This is a genomic window from Aeromonas sp. 102P, from assembly GCF_051920345.1.
Lineage (GTDB): Bacteria > Pseudomonadota > Gammaproteobacteria > Enterobacterales > Aeromonadaceae > Aeromonas > Aeromonas veronii.
Window position 1 is genome coordinate 2,575,877 of record NZ_JBQBCZ010000001.1, and the last position, 14,702, is coordinate 2,590,578.

A 14,702-nucleotide genomic window follows, 5' to 3' on the forward strand; every position below is an offset into this window, starting at 1 on the left:
TCGATAAGGTTATTGGTGGCGCCAGCGCTGGGTGCGATCCAGCAGGGCGCGGCTCAAAAAGAGCTGGAGCAGCTTGACGGTGGCGGCGGCCAGCAGGATCAGGGTGGCCATGGCGGCGGCCGCGGCGGTATCGCCGGAATCTTCCATATTGAGCACGGCGATGGAGGCGAGCACGCTGTCGCTCGAATAGAGGAAGATCACCGCCGAGGTGGTGGTCATGGCGTTGACGAACAGATAGATAAAGATCTCCAAGAGCGCTGGCAGGGAGGCGGGCAGGGTGACCCGCCAGAACGCCTTCCAGAGCGGAATGCGCAATGAGATGGCCACCAGCTCCAGCTCCTTGGGCAGTTGCTTGAGGCTGGTCAGCGCCGTCATATGGCCCACCGTGTAGTAGTGGATGACGCAGGAGAGCACCATTAGTGGCAGAGTGCCATAGAGGCTGCCAAAGAGCGGATTGCCGTTGAAAAAGAAGATGTAACCCAGCCCCAGCACCATCCCGGGTACCGCCAGCGACAGCATGGCGAGCAGATGCAGCAGCTGGCGCAGCGGCGCGAAGTGGCGTCCCTTCTCCTGCGCCCAGGCCAGCACCATCACCAGCACGGTGCCGATCAGCGCGGTATAGAGGCCCAGTTGCAAGGTGTTGGTAAAGGGCTGCCAGCCATAGACGCTGTTGCTGTCAAAGGCGTAGTGATCGAGCGTCAGCCCAAGGTTGTAAGGCCAGAACTGCACCAAGGATCCGTAAACGGCCATCCCCACCAGCGCCAGAAACAGCAGGGCCCAGAGGGTACACCAGCCGAGCGCGAGCAGATCCCGCAGCCGATGGGGTTTGGGCTGATAGGGCACCGCCTTGGTGCTGCTCTGCTCCTGCATCTTGCTGCGCACCCTGTGTTCCAGCGCAAAGCTCAAGAGTGCCGGCAGCAGCAGGGTGACGCTGGCAACGGCGCCCAGCGAGAAGTTCTGCATCCCGATCACCTGCCGGTAGATGTCGGTGGCCAGCACGCTGTACTGGCCGCCAATCACCTTGGCTACCCCGAAGTCGCAGATGGTGAGGGTGAAGACGGCGATGGCGGCGCTGAGCAGGCCATAACGGGCGGTAGGCAGGGTGACGGTGACAAAGGTGCGCCAGCCGCTGCAGCCGAGCACCCGGGAGGCTTCATAGAGGCGGGCATCGCTCTGACCGAGCGCCGTGATAAGGATCATCAGGGCGTGGGGGAAGCACCAGAAGCCCAGACCAATGACGATGCCGATAGGACCGTAGATGCTCTCCCCGCCGAGCAGCCCCTTGGCGATCCCCTGATTGCCAAACCAGTAGACCAGACTGATGGCGGGCAGCAGGGAGGGCATCAACAGCGGAATAAGGCCAATGAGGCGAAACAGGGGCTTGCCCGGCATGCAGGTGCGGGTGAGGGCATAGGCGTAGCCAAAGGCGATGGTCACCACCAGCGCGGTGATCAGCACCCCGAGCCAGAGGGTGTTGCCAATGGTGCGCCCCAGATGAGGGGAGTCGAAGTAGGCGCTGAAGTTGGCAAGGCCCACCCAGAGGTCGTTCTCATCCTGCAGGCTCTTTTGCAGCATGGTGAGCAGCGGCAGCAGCAAGCCGCCGGTGAGCAGGGCGATGCCGAGCACCAGCAGGATCAGTTGCAGCAGCTGATCCCGGCTCCAGCCGCGACAGAGCCGCTGCCAGCGAGAGTCTTGGCGGGCTGTCGCTGGTGGCAGCAGGGAGGAGGTTGCGAAGGGGGCTGTCATGGGCGCTCTCCCTCAAACAGTTGCATCGCCGCGGCGGGCCAGTGCAGCGAGCAGCGCATGCCGCTGCGCCAGCCACCCTGTTCGTGGCGGGGCAGCTCGTGGGTCGGGCGCTCCACCAGAATTTGCTGTGGGCCCAGATAGGTGTCGGCGGTGCAGATAAGACGCTGGGCGGCGCCGAGAAACTCCACCTGATCGATGGTTGCTTCAATGCCATGTTGGCCAAGAGACAGCTCGCTCGGCGCACTCAGGGTGATCGCCTCGGGGCGGATCGCCACCTGCAATTTGCTACCGGCCACGGCCCGGTTGGCGAGTTGCAGTGGCTGCTCGTTGAGGCGCACCTGAGTGGGGCTCAGCACCAGGGTGTCGAGGAAGTTCATGGTGCCGACGAAGCTTGCCACGAAACGGCTGGCAGGCTGGTGGTAGATCTCCTGCGGGGTGCCCACCTGCACGATGCGGCCACCCTCCATCACCACGATGCGATCGGCCATGGTCAGCGCCTCTTCCTGATCGTGGGTCACCATGATGGTGGTAATGCCAAGGCGCTGCTGCAGGGCGCGGATCTCGCTGCGAAGGTGGGTGCGCACCAGCGCATCTAGGGCGCTGAGCGGTTCGTCCAGCAGCAGCAGGCCAGGGGAGAGGGCGAGCGCCCGGGCCAGCGCCACCCGCTGCTGCTGGCCGCCGGAGATCTGGCTCGGGTATTTGTGGGACTGGGCCGTGAGATCCACCAGCCCCAGCCAGTGGTCCACCCGTTCCTTGATGAGATCCCGCGCCAACCCCTGATTCTCAAGGCCGAAGGCGATGTTCTGGGCAACCGTCAGGTTGGGGAAGAGAGCATAGGACTGAAACACGATGCCAAAATCGCGCTCCTGGGGCGGCAGGCGGGAGATATTGCGCCCCCCTTGCCAGATCTCGCCGCTGTCCGGCAGATCCAGCCCGGCGATGGCTCTGAGCAGGGTGGTCTTGCCGCAGCCGGAGGGGCCGAGAAAGCAGATAAACTCCCCCGGCTCAATGGTCAGAGAGATCCCCTTGAGGGCTTGAAAAGCACCGAACTGCTTGTTGAGATGTTGAATGTCCAGATAGGGCTGGGTCATGGTTCGACTCACTACTGATTTGGTATATACCAGTTTGCGGGTGAAGTGTGACGGTCAGGTGATCGGGGGATGACAGCTTGATGACAGTCAAATGAGATCGGGTCGCCAGCAAGTGGCTGGGCACTGTGCGAATGGACTAAGCATCGCTAATTGAAGGCAATGCAAACTCGGGAAGTTAAAACCAAAAAGCGAAGGCCAACAGCTGTTGGCCTTCGACTGGCAGTTTATTGGCAGCGGTGTGTCTGGCGTGAACAAACCGCCGACCTTCACGCTTACTGCTTGGCTTCGGTCTTGCCGTCGAAGCTGGCGCTCCACTGGGCCAGGATGGTGTTGCGCTCGCGGGCGGCCCAGCTAAAGTCGTTGTCGATCATCTGGCCTTTGATATCCGCCGGATAGCCCGCTCTCGGTTGGGCCACATCGGGGATGGCGACCACGGCAAACGACTTGTTGTAGAGGGCGTTGGCCTGTTCGGTGGCGGCAAAGTCGAGCAGCTGTTTGGCGGCTTCCAGCTTGGGGGTGCCCTTGATGATGGCGGCTGCTTCCATATCCCAGCCCGACCCCTCTTTCGGGAACACCACCTCGATGGGGGCACCCTTGGCTTTGAGGCTGGTAGCCGGGAAGTCGAAGGAGATACCGATCACCGTTTCACCGCTGGCGGCCAGCTTGCAGGGGGCGGAGCCCGAGTGGGTGTAACGGTCGATGTTCTGGTGCAGGCCGTTCATGAATTGCCAGCCCTGCTGCTCGCCCATGGTCTGCAGCCAGCCAGCAACGCTCAGGTAACCGGTGCCGGAGGAGCTGGGGTTGGGCATGATCACCTTGCCCTTGTAGATGGGCTTGGTGAGGTCGGCCCAGCTGGTGGGGGCCGGGATCCCCTGTTTCTCCGCCTCTACCTTATTGAAGCAGATGGCGCTGAAGAAGGCGTCCAGACCGATCCAGTGCGGCTCGGCCTTGCTGTCGCGAAAGCGGCTGTCGAGCTTCTCCAGTCCTTTCGGTGCATAGGCATTGAGCATCTGCTGCTGATCGAGCTGCATCAGGCTGGTGGCGGCCAGTCCCCACACCACATCCGCCTTGGGCTGCGCTTTTTCTGCCAGCAAGCGGGCGGTGACCACGCCGGTGGAGTCACGCACCCACTTGATGTTGATGTCCGGATGCTGGCGCTCGAACGCGGTTTTCAGCTCGTTGAGCTGCTCCGGTTCGAAGGCGGTGTAGACGGTGAGATCGGTCGCGGCCAGTGCCGGGGTGGTCATGGCAGCCAGCACGGCGACGGCCAGCAGATGGGTTCCCTGTTTCATCCTCTTCTCCAGTTAAATTGATTTGGTATAAACCAGATTGGTCGAGAGAGAGGCTAGGGGATCTTTATGACGTGACCGTGACAGCCCCGTGACGTTTTGCCGTTCCTGATTTATCCGTGACTAATCCTGGGTATCCACCTCGATCTCCAGACTGTCGTGGCGCCAGTACTCCAGATCGAAGTCGAGCACCCGGCCGTGCTGATCGAAGTTGAGCCGCTCGAGGCGCAGGGCGGGTAGGCCGGCGGTGGCCCCCAGCGCCTTGGCCACTTCGTCCGGCAGGGCGGTGGGGAAGAAGCGCACCTGCATGCGGGCGTAGTGGAGATCGTAATGGGCCTGGTAGATCTCGGTCAGACTGCCGTTGAGATCCAGCTCCAGCAGGCCGGGCACCCGCTCTGGCAGGCAGTGGTTCTCGCAGTAGCAGATGGCGCGCCCGTTGGCGTAGCGCAGCCGTTTTAGCAGAAACAGGCTGTCGAACGGCTTGAGCTGCAGTTGTGCCATCAATTCGGGCGGTACCGCCTGACGGCTTTTCTCCAGCAGTTCGGTGCGCGGCTCACCCCCTTGCTCCCGCACTATCTGGTGAAAGTTGGAGGTGCGTCTGGGGTTCAAGCGAAAGCGCGGCGGGGTGACGAACCAGCCGCGGCGATCCTCCCGATAGATAAGGCCGTTCGCCTCCAGCTGCACCAGTGCCTCGCGGATGGTAACCCGGGTGGTGCCATAGAGTTCCCCCAGCAGCCGCTCGGAGGGGAGCTTGTCGTTGGGGGCCAGCCCCCCCGCCAGGATCTGGTTGGCGAGGGCATCCTTGATCTGCAGATATTGCGGTTTGCTCATGAAAATCCCTGGTTTTGCAATAAGTTGTGCAATGAGTTGGGCAATGGGCTGGGCACAGGGCAGGTCATCTGCCCGGTCGTTACACGGCAACATCAACATGTATTGGTAGATACCAGCATCGCCCCTGCTGTTCAGGCCTCCTAGATTATCGCGATCCCGACGCTGAAAATGAATTTTTTGTTGCACGTAGCGCCACCCCTTTGACCTTGGCGGGGTAGTTACCCACAATGCGCTCATTCTGGTATATACCAAAAGGAGCGAAGTCATGACCCATATCCCTGCGGCTCCCGCCGCCGTTGATTACCTGCTGCTGACCCCGGGCCCCCTCTCGACCACCGCGACTGTGCGTGCCGCCATGCTGCAAGACAGCTGCACCTGGGATGCGGACTACAACCAGGGCGTGGTGGAGCCCATCCGCCGCGAGCTGGTGCGCCTCGCCACCGGCCCGGAATATCAAAGTGACTACAGCGTCGTCTTGCTGCAGGGCAGTGGCAGCTATGTGGTGGAGAGCGTGCTGGGCTCGGCGATCGGCGCCGACGAGTGTCTGCTGATCATCAACAACGGCGCCTACGGAGCCCGCATGGGGGAGATGGCCCGCTGTCTTGGCCTGCGTCACTATGAGCTCGATTGCGGCGAGACCACCCGCCCCGAACCCGCCGCCATCGAGGCGATGCTGGCGCGCCACCCCGAGATCACCCATCTGGCCATGGTGCACTGCGAGACCACCACTGGCATGCTCAATCCGCTCGACGAGGTGGCTGAGCTCTGCCAGCGCCGCGGCATCCGCCTGATCGTTGATGCCATGAGCAGCTTTGGCGGCATCCCCATCGACATGGGGCGTCTTGGCATCGAGTTTCTTATCAGCTCTGCCAACAAGTGCATTCAGGGGGTGCCGGGTTTTGGCTTTGTCATCGCCCGCCGCGCCGCACTGACGGCCTGCGCCGGTCGTGCTCGCTCGGTCTCCCTCGACCTGCACGCCCAGTGGCAGACCATGGAGCAGCAGGGGGGCAAGTGGCGCTTTACCTCGCCCACCCATACCGTGCTTGCCTTTGCCCAGGCCCTGCGCGAGCTGGACGAGGAAGGGGGCATTGCTGCCCGTCATCAGCGCTACAGCGAGAACCAGCGCACCCTGGTGGCGGGGATGGCTGCCCTCGGCTTTGCGCCGCTGCTGCCCGAGCAGTGGCAATCTCCCATCATCACCGCCTTCTACTCTCCGACCCACCCGGACTACCGCTTCGCCGACTTCTACCAGCGGCTCAAGGCGCAGGGCTTTGTCATCTATCCAGGCAAAGTCTCGCAAGCCGATTGCTTCCGTATCGGCAATATCGGTGATGTGACCCCTGAGCGGGTGCGCGATCTGCTCGCCGCCATGGCCAGCGCCTGCTACTGGCAGGGGGCTGCGTGATGACCAGCATGGCGCCTCACGGTTGCGTTCAGCACGACCATAAGCTGCACGGCAGCGGCCGCGCCGACAGCGAAGGGGATATCAACCTTGGCGAGGGGCGGGCGTTCTGGTGGGCGGGCCAGAGCGAAGAGGTACAGGCCGGATTGGCGGAGGATAGCCGCTACTTTCTCCATCAGGCCCTCTCCACCCCCTGTCTCGATCTGCTTGATCGCGCTCAGGGGAGCTGGCTGACCAGCGTATCGGGCAAACGGTATCTCGATTTTCACGGCAACAGCGTCCATCAGCTGGGCCACGGTCATCCTAACGTGGTGGCCGCGGTGCAGCAGCAACTCGCCGAACTGCCGTTTGCACCCCGCCGCTACACCCATCAGGTTGCTATCGATTGTGCCCGAACCCTTGCCGAACTGGCCCCCGGCGATCTCAACCGGGTGCTGTTTGCCCCCGGCGGCAGCGAGGTGGTGGGGATTGCCCTGAAGCTTGCCCGTTTCATCACCGGCAACAGCAAGGTGGTGTCCCTCTGGGATGCCTTTCACGGCGCCTCCCTTGATGCTATCTCAGTTGGTGGCGAGGCCTGTTTTCGCGCCGGTATGGGCCCGCTGATGGCCGGAGTGGAGCGCATCCCGCCGCCCACCCGTTATCGCGGCGTCTGGTATCGCGGGGAGGGGGATGACCTGCACTACGCCGATTATCTGGAGTACGTCATCGAGAAGGAGGGAGGGATCGGCGCCTTTATCGCCGAACCTATCCGCAACACCGATGTGCAGGTGCCCTCGAAGGCCTACTGGCAGCGGGTGCGGGAGATCTGCGATCGCCACAAGGTGTTGTTGATCGTCGACGAAATCCCCAATGCCCTGGGCCGCACCGGCCACTGGTTCAGCTTTGAAGAGTTCGGCATCGAACCCGACATCATCTGTCTGGGCAAGGGGCTGGGGGGCGGGGTGGTGCCGTTTGCCGCGCTCATCACCCGCGACCGGTTCAATCAGGCCGCAGCTATTTCACTCGGTCACTACACCCACGAGAAGAGCCCTATCGGCTGCGCGGCGGCGCTCGCTACCATCGCGACCATCCGCGAAGAGGGGTTGCTGGCAAAAGCGCAGGAGGATGGCCGTTTTATGGCGGCCGAGCTCGGCAAGTTGGCCGAACGTCACCCGCTGATCGGGCAGGTGCGCGGTATCGGTATGCTTTGGGCGCTCGATCTGGTGGTCGATCACCAGAGTCGCACCCGCAACAGCCAGGCCGCCGAGCGGCTGCTCTATCGCTGTCTGGAACTGGGGCTCAGCTTCAAGGTCTCCCAAGGGAACGTCATCCAGCTCTCGCCCCCACTCAATATCACCCGCGCCGATCTGGTGCGCGCCATCACCATTCTCGATCGCGCCCTTGGCGAGATCGCACTTTCACCGAAACAGGAACATCACCATGACTGACTTGCAGACTGCCATCCACCCGACCACCGACGTGGAGGCGCTGATCCTCGACTGGGCCGGCACCGTCGTCGATTTCGGCTCCTTCGCCCCCACCTCCATCTTCGTCGAGGCCTTCGCCCGCGCCTATGACTTTCCAGTGACCCTGGACGAAGCACGCCAGCCCATGGGCCTTGGCAAGTGGGATCATATCGCCGCGCTGGGCCGTCTGCCCTCGGTGGATGCGCGCTGGCAGGCTCGCTTCGGCCATCCTATGAGCCACGCCGAGGTGGACCACCTCTATCACACCTTTATGCCGCTGCAGATTGCCGCCGTGACCCGCTTCGCCACCCCCATCCCCGGTGTGCTGCCGGTGCTGGACGCTCTGCGGGTGCAGGGGATGAAAATCGGCTCCTGCTCCGGTTATCCCCGTCCTGTGATGGTGGCGCTGGTACCTGCTGCGGCCGATCACGGCTACCGCCCGGATCACTGGGTCGCCACCGACGATCTCAAGGCTGGTGGTCGCCCCGGCCCCTGGATGGCGCTGGCCAACGTAATTGAGCTCGGAGTGAGCGCCGTGTATCGTTGCATCAAGGTGGATGACGCCGTACCCGGCATCAGCGAAGGGCTTAACGCGGGCATGTGGACGGTGGGATTGTCGGTTTCCGGCAACGAATTTGGTGCCACCTGGGAAGAGTTTGCCGCCATGAGCGAGGCGGAGATCGCCGCCCGGCGCGCACCGGCCGAGGCCAAACTGCGGGCGGCGGGGGCACACTATGTGATTGATACCCTGGCCGACATCGCCCCGGTTATCGCCGATATCAACCGCCGTCTGGCCGCTGGCGAGCGGCCGTAGGCCATCTGCTTGGTCTAACAAAAGCGCTTGGCTGGCTTTAGATACAACACGCCCCCATCCGGGGGCGTGTTGTATCTAAAGGGGGAAGTTGTGCGCGGTCAGCGGATATCGACCCGCATCAGGGGAGAGGGGGCGTTGTCGACAAAGTGTTGCCAGATATGGTCGTAGAGCGCCTTCTGGCCGGGGAAACTCACCAGCGCCTTGGCCTCGGCCAGGGAACACCAGCGATAGTCGGTGTGCTCGTCGTTGAGGGTCACCGCCTGATTGGGCGGACAATAGACCACAAAGACCGGCACCACCTCCACCGTATTCAAGCTCGCCTCGTAAAACTGCTCCAGATACTGGCCGTTGTAGAGTTCGGTGACCCTGATCCCCGTCTCTTCGCCAAACTCCCGAATAATGGTCTGCCAGCCGGTTTCACCCGCCTCCACCGTGCCCGCCACATGACACCAGAAGCCCCCCTTGACCCGTTTCATCACCAGCAATTTGGTTTCGCCATCGACAGTGGTAAGGGCAACACCAGAGACGGCCTTGCAGCGAATGGGGATCATGATGTGACTCCAGAGGTTGGCCAAAGAGAGCCGTATTGTTTGGCGGACGAGTCAGAGTGGCAAGTGATTTTACGGTCGGCACTGGTCTGTGCCGACGGGGAGGGCCAAAGTGACAGGAGGCGGTCAGCCCCCCATTATGCTTGCCGTCTGGATCGCCTCGATCAGCGCGGCCCGGTTGATGCGAGGGCGCTCGCCATCGAGCAGTTGCTGCCACAGGGCAATGGCCTGACTGTAGCGACCATGCAGGAAGTGATCGGAGGCGAGCAGCATCAGGGCGCTCACTTCCCCCGCATCCTGCTTGAGGGCGTTCTCCAGCAGGCGGGTTGCCTCGGGAGTCAGCTGCTGGTCCGCCTGATAGTAGAGCACGGTGGCTTGCGCGGCCTGGGTTGCCGCGCTGGCGCCCCCCTCCAGCAGGGCGAGACGCTGGTAGGCGAGCAGGGCGTTGTCATATTCGCCCCGATAGAGATAGAGCTGACCGAGCGTCGCCCAGCTGTCGAGATCGGCGGGGCTGCGCTGAAGCTTCTGATGCAGATTCCCCAGCTCCTTGTCCTGCAGATCTCGCGGGCTCAACCCCGCTAGCGGGTCGGGGCGCGACTGATAAGCCTGCCATGCCTGATAACGGCCGCTGCTCAGATAGACAGCGGCAACGGCCGCGATGGCCAGGAGGGCAAGCAGCAACAAGGCCCGCCCGTGTCGGCTATTGCGGCCGCGATTGTTATGCTGGCTGGCCAGTTGTGCGCGCAGGGCCAGCTCAGCCGCCGGGATGGCATTGGCCAAACGGGCGGCGCTCAGCTCACTGTAGAGCGGTTGGTCTGGCGAAAGGCCCGCCTGTTCCCCGTGCATGATCAACCAATTCAACTCGCTGCGCGGATCGGCAGCGGGTTGATGGATTGCCTCAACAGTTGCCTTAACGACAGGGATGGCCTGCGCTTTCATGCGCGTCAGGCGGCGAAACAGGGTCAACAGCGCCAGCCCCAACAGCAGCAGGGGACCGCCCCACAGCAGCGCTGTGCTGCTCTTGAAGGGGGGGGCGTAGCGGACGAAATCGCCGAAGCGCTCCGTCATGCGGGCGATCACCTGCTCATCGCTCTGCCCCTCGTCCACCCAGCGGTAGACCTCGAGCCGCAGATCCCGCGCGATGGGGGAGTTGGACTCCACCAGATTCTGGTTCTGGCACTGGGGGCAGCGCAGGGCTCGGGCCAGCTCTTGCGCCCGATTTTGCAGCTCGGGGTGGCGAAATTGATAGGTATCGACCCCGCTGGAATATGCAGTTGCACTCAGCAGTATGCCGAGGGCCAGCAGGGTGCAGGCAAGAGAACGGCGCATCATGGCTGTGTCTCCCGAGCTGATATTGCAACAGATGGCGCAATAGATGGTGCAATAGCTGGCGTTCTAGATGGTGCAGCCGTGGCAGCCCTCATCTGCGCGTCTGCGCGAGCCTGGTCCAGCAGGGGGGCAAACTGGCGCAGCCAGATCCCTTTGGTGAGCTCGCCGGTGTGGCGGGCAAGCAGGGCGCCATCGGCGTCAAACAGATAGGTTTCCGGCGTGCCATAGACACCGAGCTCTAGCGCCAGTTTGCCGTCGGGGTCGGCCAGCACTGCGCGATAGGGGTTGCCCGCCTGGATAAGCCAGGCGCGGGCGGCATCCCACTTGTCCCGGTAGTTGAGACCGTAGAGGGGGACGGTGCCTGCGAGCTCGCTGAGCAGAGGATGCTCGGCGCGGCAGTTGACGCACCAGCTGGCCCAGACGTTAAGCACAAAGGGCTCACCCTTGAGGCTGGCGGTCTGGATCGGACTCCCATCCAGCAGATTGTCGCTCTGCCACGCAGGCAGGGAGCGCCCCAGGGTTGCCTCATCCTGGCTGTAGGGATTGTTGCCAAGGCCGAGCCAGAGCAGGGCGCCGAGCCCCAGGCTCAGCAGCAGGGGAAGAAAGAGGCGCAGGCGGGATCTCATAACGCCTCCTGTTCGAGCCGGAGATGGGAGGCGTCAACCGCAACGGAACGGGAGGCGAGCAAGGGGCGACGGGCGAGCAGGCGGAGGGTGCCGCCTGCCATCATCAACAGGCCGCCGAGCCAGATCCAGCGCACCAGCGGCTTGTAGTGCAGCCGCATGGCATAGGCATCTGGCCCCATCTTCTCACCGAGCACCACGTAGAGATCGCCAAGCATTCCCCATGCAATGCCGGGCTCGTTCATGTTCATGGTGCGCACGCTGTAGTAGCGCCGCTCCGGCGTCAGCCGCGCCACCTCTTTACCGTTCTTATGCACGCTAAGCGTGATGCGCTCGGCGGTGTAGTTGGGGCCAATTACCGGCTCGCGCCCCTCATAACGAAACTCGAAGGCGCCGAGCTGGTAGGGCTGGTTGGCACTTAGCACAGCGCCCCCCTCCTGACTGTGGTGACTCACCTGCGCGATGCCGAGGGCGCACACCGCCACCCCGAGGTGGGCGATCAAGCTGCCGAACCGATTTATGGTCAGCTCGCGCCATGGGGTATTGAGCAACAGGCTGGCCATCAGCCAGAGGCTCACCATATTGGCGAGGATACCGCTCCAGCTAGCGGAAAACGATCCCTGTTCCAGATAGGCAAGGCTAAGCAGCCCGCCACCAAGCAGGCCAAACAGTGGCGGCAACAAAGTGTTGAGTCGGGAACCTGCGGCAAGCAGCTGCCAGCGCAGGCGCGGCAGTTGGGTCATCAGCACCATCAGGCAAAGGGCCAGCGGCACGAAGATGGTATTGAAATAGGGGGCGCCCACCGAGAGCGAGCCCAAATGGAGCGACTGGAACACCATGGGGTAGAAGGTGCCGAGCAACACGCTGGCGCAGGCCACGCAGAGCAGCAGGATGGTGGCGCCGAGCAGCCCCTCTTTTGACAAGAAGCCAAAGCGGGCATAGGGGGCGCGAATATCCGCCCGCAGGGCAAACAGGGTGAGGGCGCTGGTCAATAGCAAGCCGAGCAGCAACAAGAGGGTGAGGCCGCGGCTGGGGTCCACCGCAAAAGCGTGCACCGAGGTGAGCACCCCGGAGCGCACCACAAAGGTGCCGAGCAGGCTCAAGGCGAAGGTGAAGATGGAGAGCAACAGCACGGCGTGGCCGTAAGCGCCGCGCTTCTCGCAGACAATCAGGGCGTGCAGCAGGGCAGTGCCCAGCAGCCAGGGCAAGAGAGAGGCGTTTTCCACCGGATCCCAGAACCACCAGCCGCCCCAACCGAGCTCGTAATAGGCCCACCAGGAGCCCAGCACTATGCCGGCGGTGAGAAAGACCCAGGAGCCGAGCGCCCAAGGGCGACTCCAGTGGGCCACGGCGCCATCCAGTCTGCCCGAATGGAGCGCCGCCATGGCGAAGGCGAAGTTGACCGCAAAGCCGACGTAACCGAGATAGAGCAGGGGCGGATGGATGATGAGGCCGATATCCTGCAGCATGGGGTTGAGATCGCGCCCCTCCAGCGGCCCCGGGAATTGGCGGTCAAACGGGCTGGAGAAGATCAGGGTATAGAGGCCGAACAGCCCGACGATCAGCCCCATGATGGCCAGTACCCGGGCTGTGATCAGCGGATCGACCCGCTTGGAGCAAAGGGCCACCAGAGCGCCCCACAGCCCCAACGCAAAGACGAAGAACAGCATGGAGCCCTCGTGGCCGCCCCAGACCGCAGCCAGTTTGAAGCCCAGGGGCAGGGCGCTGTTGGCGTGCTGGGCCACATAGACCAGGGTAAAGTCATCGAGGCCAAAACAGCCGGCGAGCAGCAGCAGGGCGGCCAACAGCAGGAGCGCGACCAGGAGGGCCAGCGGTGTTGCGCAGCCGAGCAGCGGCCGTGAGGCGAGCCCCAGCCAGGGCAGCAGCCCTTGCAGCAGGGCGAGCCCGGTCGCCAGCAACAGTGAGAGATAGCCGAGCTCCGCCAGCACACAACCTCCAAATGCAATTAGAAATTAATTGAATTAATTACAAATTTCAGTCTTTCAACTCAGGCCCAGAAGGCGCTTCTGAGTAGACGTGGAACGTTTCCACAATGGTGCTTTGAGGAAACTCGCCTTTGAAATAGATCCAATGTTCGTCATCCGAAGGGACTGAGGGGGTATCAAGGCAATCATTGACTCGATAGATGGTTACGCCAGCTTTCTTTAATTCTGGGATGGACATTCGGATGACATGGCCGTTGGCAAACCTTCCATTTCCCAAGGCATAGCGTTTGGCTACTTCAAAATGCGGGGTTGTCGATATCCCTCCAGTTGGTTCACCATTCCCACCGTATTCGTGTGAGTGAATGCTATTGGTGATAGAGAGTCCGCATGTGAAATCTGAGTCTCCGCATTGAACTCTGTCATCACCAAACTCAGCGCCTTGCTCTGGATCATCCGATAGCGATTTGGGAACCATTGCATCGGTCACTGTCATATGGCAGTTGAACCCTCGATAAAGAAATTCCAACGTTGTTATCCCCATTTAGATTTCACTTGCGAATCAACGAGCCAGCGCCAGTCACCCGAAGGTGGCTGGCGCTGGTGATCATACCTTTAAACTACTGTCATCTGGCCGGCGTAGAGCACGAAGTAGCGCAGCAGCAGGATCCCCACCAGGGTCAGGCTGCAGACCAGTACCAGATGGCCGTTTCGCTCCCGCAGCGGCGCCGGGGTCAGCAGGGCCAGCAGCTGGGGCAGCAGCATGCCGATGCCCACCACCCCGATCCAGAACACCTGAGCCCAGAAGCCGCTGCCGATGGCCGCCCACATGGCCACCTCTTTCTGACCGCCACCGAAGTAGAGGCCGGTAAAGAAGCAGACCAGCAGCAGCACCTCCACCGCCAGCACCGGCCGCTCGAAGCGGTGAACAAAGCTCACCCCCTGGCTGTGATGGTTCTCCTTGAACAGGGTGACCGCCAGCAAGATGGTGGAGGCGATGCCAGAGCTGACGCCGGAGATGAGGAACAGCACCGGCAACACCGGATTGTTCAAGAGCGGATAGGTCTTGAGCGCCGACAGCAGAAAGCCGGTGTAGGCCCCCAATAGCACGGCAAGCAGCAGCAACAGCGGCGCCAGCAGCCGCTCGATGCGGGCAAGCCAAGCGATGAGATCATCCACAAAGGCGAACTTCTCTTGCAGCAGGTGACTGCGCAAGGTTTCGATCTCGGAGCGAAACACCACCGCCAGCCAGGCGAACAGCACCGCCATGTAGACCTGGAACAGCATGACCCCCATGGACATCACGGAGTCGAACTGATAGTGGAACATCAGCTTCCAGAAGGTCCAGGGGCGGGCCAAGTGGAAGATGAGGATCAGTAACCCCAGCACCACGCTCACCGGCGCCAGAATGGCAGTCGCCTTGATGATGCCGCTCTCGCTGCCGGCCCCCTTGCGGCGCAGCAGCACCGAGAGGGTGGTGGCCCCGGCGGAGATGCCGAGCAGAAAGAGATAGATGGCGATGGGCCAGTCCCACACCAGTAAAGGGAAGTGAAATGCGTCATGCAACATGATCCATTCCTCCTTCTGTTACTGCGGTAGATGGCGATCGGACAAATTCCCACACGAGGGAAGGGAAGTGAA

13 protein-coding genes are annotated in these 14,702 nt (G+C 62.4%); 3 read left to right on the forward strand and 10 right to left on the reverse strand.

Annotated elements, in window-relative coordinates; translation table 11 throughout:
* Positions 1–9: 9 nt before the first annotated feature.
* The 4 genes from ACTG1K_RS12170 to phnR all read right to left on the reverse strand — a co-directional run bounded on the left by ACTG1K_RS12170 (position 10) and on the right by phnR (position 4,957).
* Positions 10–1,746, reverse strand: a complete 1,737-nt coding sequence (locus tag ACTG1K_RS12170; protein ID WP_440005498.1) for a putative 2-aminoethylphosphonate ABC transporter permease subunit — start codon at positions 1,744–1,746, stop codon at positions 10–12.
* Positions 1,743–2,837 carry a putative 2-aminoethylphosphonate ABC transporter ATP-binding protein gene (locus tag ACTG1K_RS12175; protein ID WP_440005500.1) on the reverse strand — a complete coding sequence of 365 codons (1,095 nt, stop codon included), beginning with the start codon at positions 2,835–2,837 and terminating at the stop codon, positions 1,743–1,745. Before ACTG1K_RS12175 ends, ACTG1K_RS12170 begins: the two co-directional genes overlap by 4 nt.
* 272 nt (positions 2,838–3,109) lie before the next feature.
* Positions 3,110–4,129, reverse strand: coding sequence for a putative 2-aminoethylphosphonate ABC transporter substrate-binding protein (locus ACTG1K_RS12180; protein WP_440005502.1), 1,020 nt, complete (start codon positions 4,127–4,129; stop codon positions 3,110–3,112).
* Positions 4,130–4,249: 120 nt separating this feature from the next.
* Complete coding sequence (gene phnR, locus ACTG1K_RS12185; RefSeq protein ID WP_219263784.1) at positions 4,250–4,957, reverse strand: phosphonate utilization transcriptional regulator PhnR; 708 nt, start codon at positions 4,955–4,957, stop codon at positions 4,250–4,252.
* Between the two features lie 265 nt (positions 4,958–5,222).
* Here phnR and phnW point away from each other — a divergent pair, with 265 nt between their 5' ends.
* From phnW to phnX, 3 genes are read left to right on the forward strand one after another with little or no spacing between them, the layout of a single operon-like run.
* A complete protein-coding gene (phnW, locus tag ACTG1K_RS12190; protein WP_440005504.1) occupies positions 5,223–6,362 on the forward strand; it encodes a 2-aminoethylphosphonate--pyruvate transaminase in 1,140 nt (379 codons plus the stop codon).
* Positions 6,362–7,786, forward strand: coding sequence for an aspartate aminotransferase family protein (locus ACTG1K_RS12195; RefSeq protein WP_440005506.1), 1,425 nt, complete (start codon positions 6,362–6,364; stop codon positions 7,784–7,786). The genes phnW and ACTG1K_RS12195 overlap by 1 nt, the downstream gene beginning before the upstream one ends.
* The gene (gene phnX / locus ACTG1K_RS12200; RefSeq protein ID WP_440005507.1) at positions 7,779–8,618 is read left to right on the forward strand and encodes a phosphonoacetaldehyde hydrolase; all 840 of its coding nucleotides are present in this window, start codon (positions 7,779–7,781) and stop codon (positions 8,616–8,618) included. The genes ACTG1K_RS12195 and phnX overlap by 8 nt, the downstream gene beginning before the upstream one ends.
* 98 nt (positions 8,619–8,716) lie before the next feature.
* Here phnX and ACTG1K_RS12205 read toward each other — a convergent pair whose 3' ends face one another.
* The 6 genes from ACTG1K_RS12205 to nrfD all read right to left on the reverse strand — a co-directional run bounded on the left by ACTG1K_RS12205 (position 8,717) and on the right by nrfD (position 14,630).
* Complete coding sequence (locus ACTG1K_RS12205) at positions 8,717–9,169, reverse strand: NUDIX hydrolase (RefSeq protein WP_429147824.1); 453 nt, start codon at positions 9,167–9,169, stop codon at positions 8,717–8,719.
* 123 nt (positions 9,170–9,292) lie between these two features.
* A complete protein-coding gene (nrfF, locus tag ACTG1K_RS12210) occupies positions 9,293–10,498 on the reverse strand; it encodes a heme lyase NrfEFG subunit NrfF (RefSeq protein WP_440005510.1) in 1,206 nt (401 codons plus the stop codon).
* A complete protein-coding gene (locus tag ACTG1K_RS12215) occupies positions 10,495–11,121 on the reverse strand; it encodes a DsbE family thiol:disulfide interchange protein (protein WP_440005512.1) in 627 nt (208 codons plus the stop codon). The genes nrfF and ACTG1K_RS12215 overlap by 4 nt, the downstream gene beginning before the upstream one ends.
* On the reverse strand, positions 11,118–13,067 hold the full coding sequence (gene nrfE / locus ACTG1K_RS12220; protein ID WP_440005514.1) for a heme lyase NrfEFG subunit NrfE: 1,950 nt from the start codon (positions 13,065–13,067) through the stop codon (positions 11,118–11,120). The genes ACTG1K_RS12215 and nrfE overlap by 4 nt, the downstream gene beginning before the upstream one ends.
* 46 nt (positions 13,068–13,113) lie before the next feature.
* Positions 13,114–13,557: a hypothetical protein gene (locus tag ACTG1K_RS12225; protein ID WP_270906057.1), complete on the reverse strand. Its 444-nt coding sequence runs from the start codon at positions 13,555–13,557 to the stop codon at positions 13,114–13,116.
* A gap of 119 nt (positions 13,558–13,676) precedes the next feature.
* Positions 13,677–14,630, reverse strand: a complete 954-nt coding sequence (gene nrfD, locus ACTG1K_RS12230; protein ID WP_047439518.1) for a cytochrome c nitrite reductase subunit NrfD — start codon at positions 14,628–14,630, stop codon at positions 13,677–13,679.
* Between the last annotated feature and the right edge of the window lie 72 nt (positions 14,631–14,702).

What these genes read in the sequence shown, in the direction of transcription:
- ACTG1K_RS12170 (WP_440005498.1), bottom strand. Translation starts at nt 1,746, where the DNA reads ATGACAGCCCCCTTCGCAACCTCCTCCCTGCTGCCACCAGCGACAGCC.
- ACTG1K_RS12175 (WP_440005500.1), bottom strand. Translation starts at nt 2,837, where the DNA reads ATGACCCAGCCCTATCTGGACATTCAACATCTCAACAAGCAGTTCGGT.
- ACTG1K_RS12180 (WP_440005502.1), bottom strand. Translation starts at nt 4,129, where the DNA reads ATGAAACAGGGAACCCATCTGCTGGCCGTCGCCGTGCTGGCTGCCATG.
- phnR (WP_219263784.1), bottom strand. Translation starts at nt 4,957, where the DNA reads ATGAGCAAACCGCAATATCTGCAGATCAAGGATGCCCTCGCCAACCAG.
- phnW (WP_440005504.1), top strand. Translation starts at nt 5,223, where the DNA reads ATGACCCATATCCCTGCGGCTCCCGCCGCCGTTGATTACCTGCTGCTG.
- ACTG1K_RS12195 (WP_440005506.1), top strand. Translation starts at nt 6,362, where the DNA reads ATGACCAGCATGGCGCCTCACGGTTGCGTTCAGCACGACCATAAGCTG.
- phnX (WP_440005507.1), top strand. Translation starts at nt 7,779, where the DNA reads ATGACTGACTTGCAGACTGCCATCCACCCGACCACCGACGTGGAGGCG.
- ACTG1K_RS12205 (WP_429147824.1), bottom strand. Translation starts at nt 9,169, where the DNA reads ATGATCCCCATTCGCTGCAAGGCCGTCTCTGGTGTTGCCCTTACCACT.
- nrfF (WP_440005510.1), bottom strand. Translation starts at nt 10,498, where the DNA reads ATGATGCGCCGTTCTCTTGCCTGCACCCTGCTGGCCCTCGGCATACTG.
- ACTG1K_RS12215 (WP_440005512.1), bottom strand. Translation starts at nt 11,121, where the DNA reads ATGAGATCCCGCCTGCGCCTCTTTCTTCCCCTGCTGCTGAGCCTGGGG.
- ACTG1K_RS12225 (WP_270906057.1), bottom strand. Translation starts at nt 13,557, where the DNA reads ATGACAGTGACCGATGCAATGGTTCCCAAATCGCTATCGGATGATCCA.
- nrfD (WP_047439518.1), bottom strand. Translation starts at nt 14,630, where the DNA reads ATGTTGCATGACGCATTTCACTTCCCTTTACTGGTGTGGGACTGGCCC.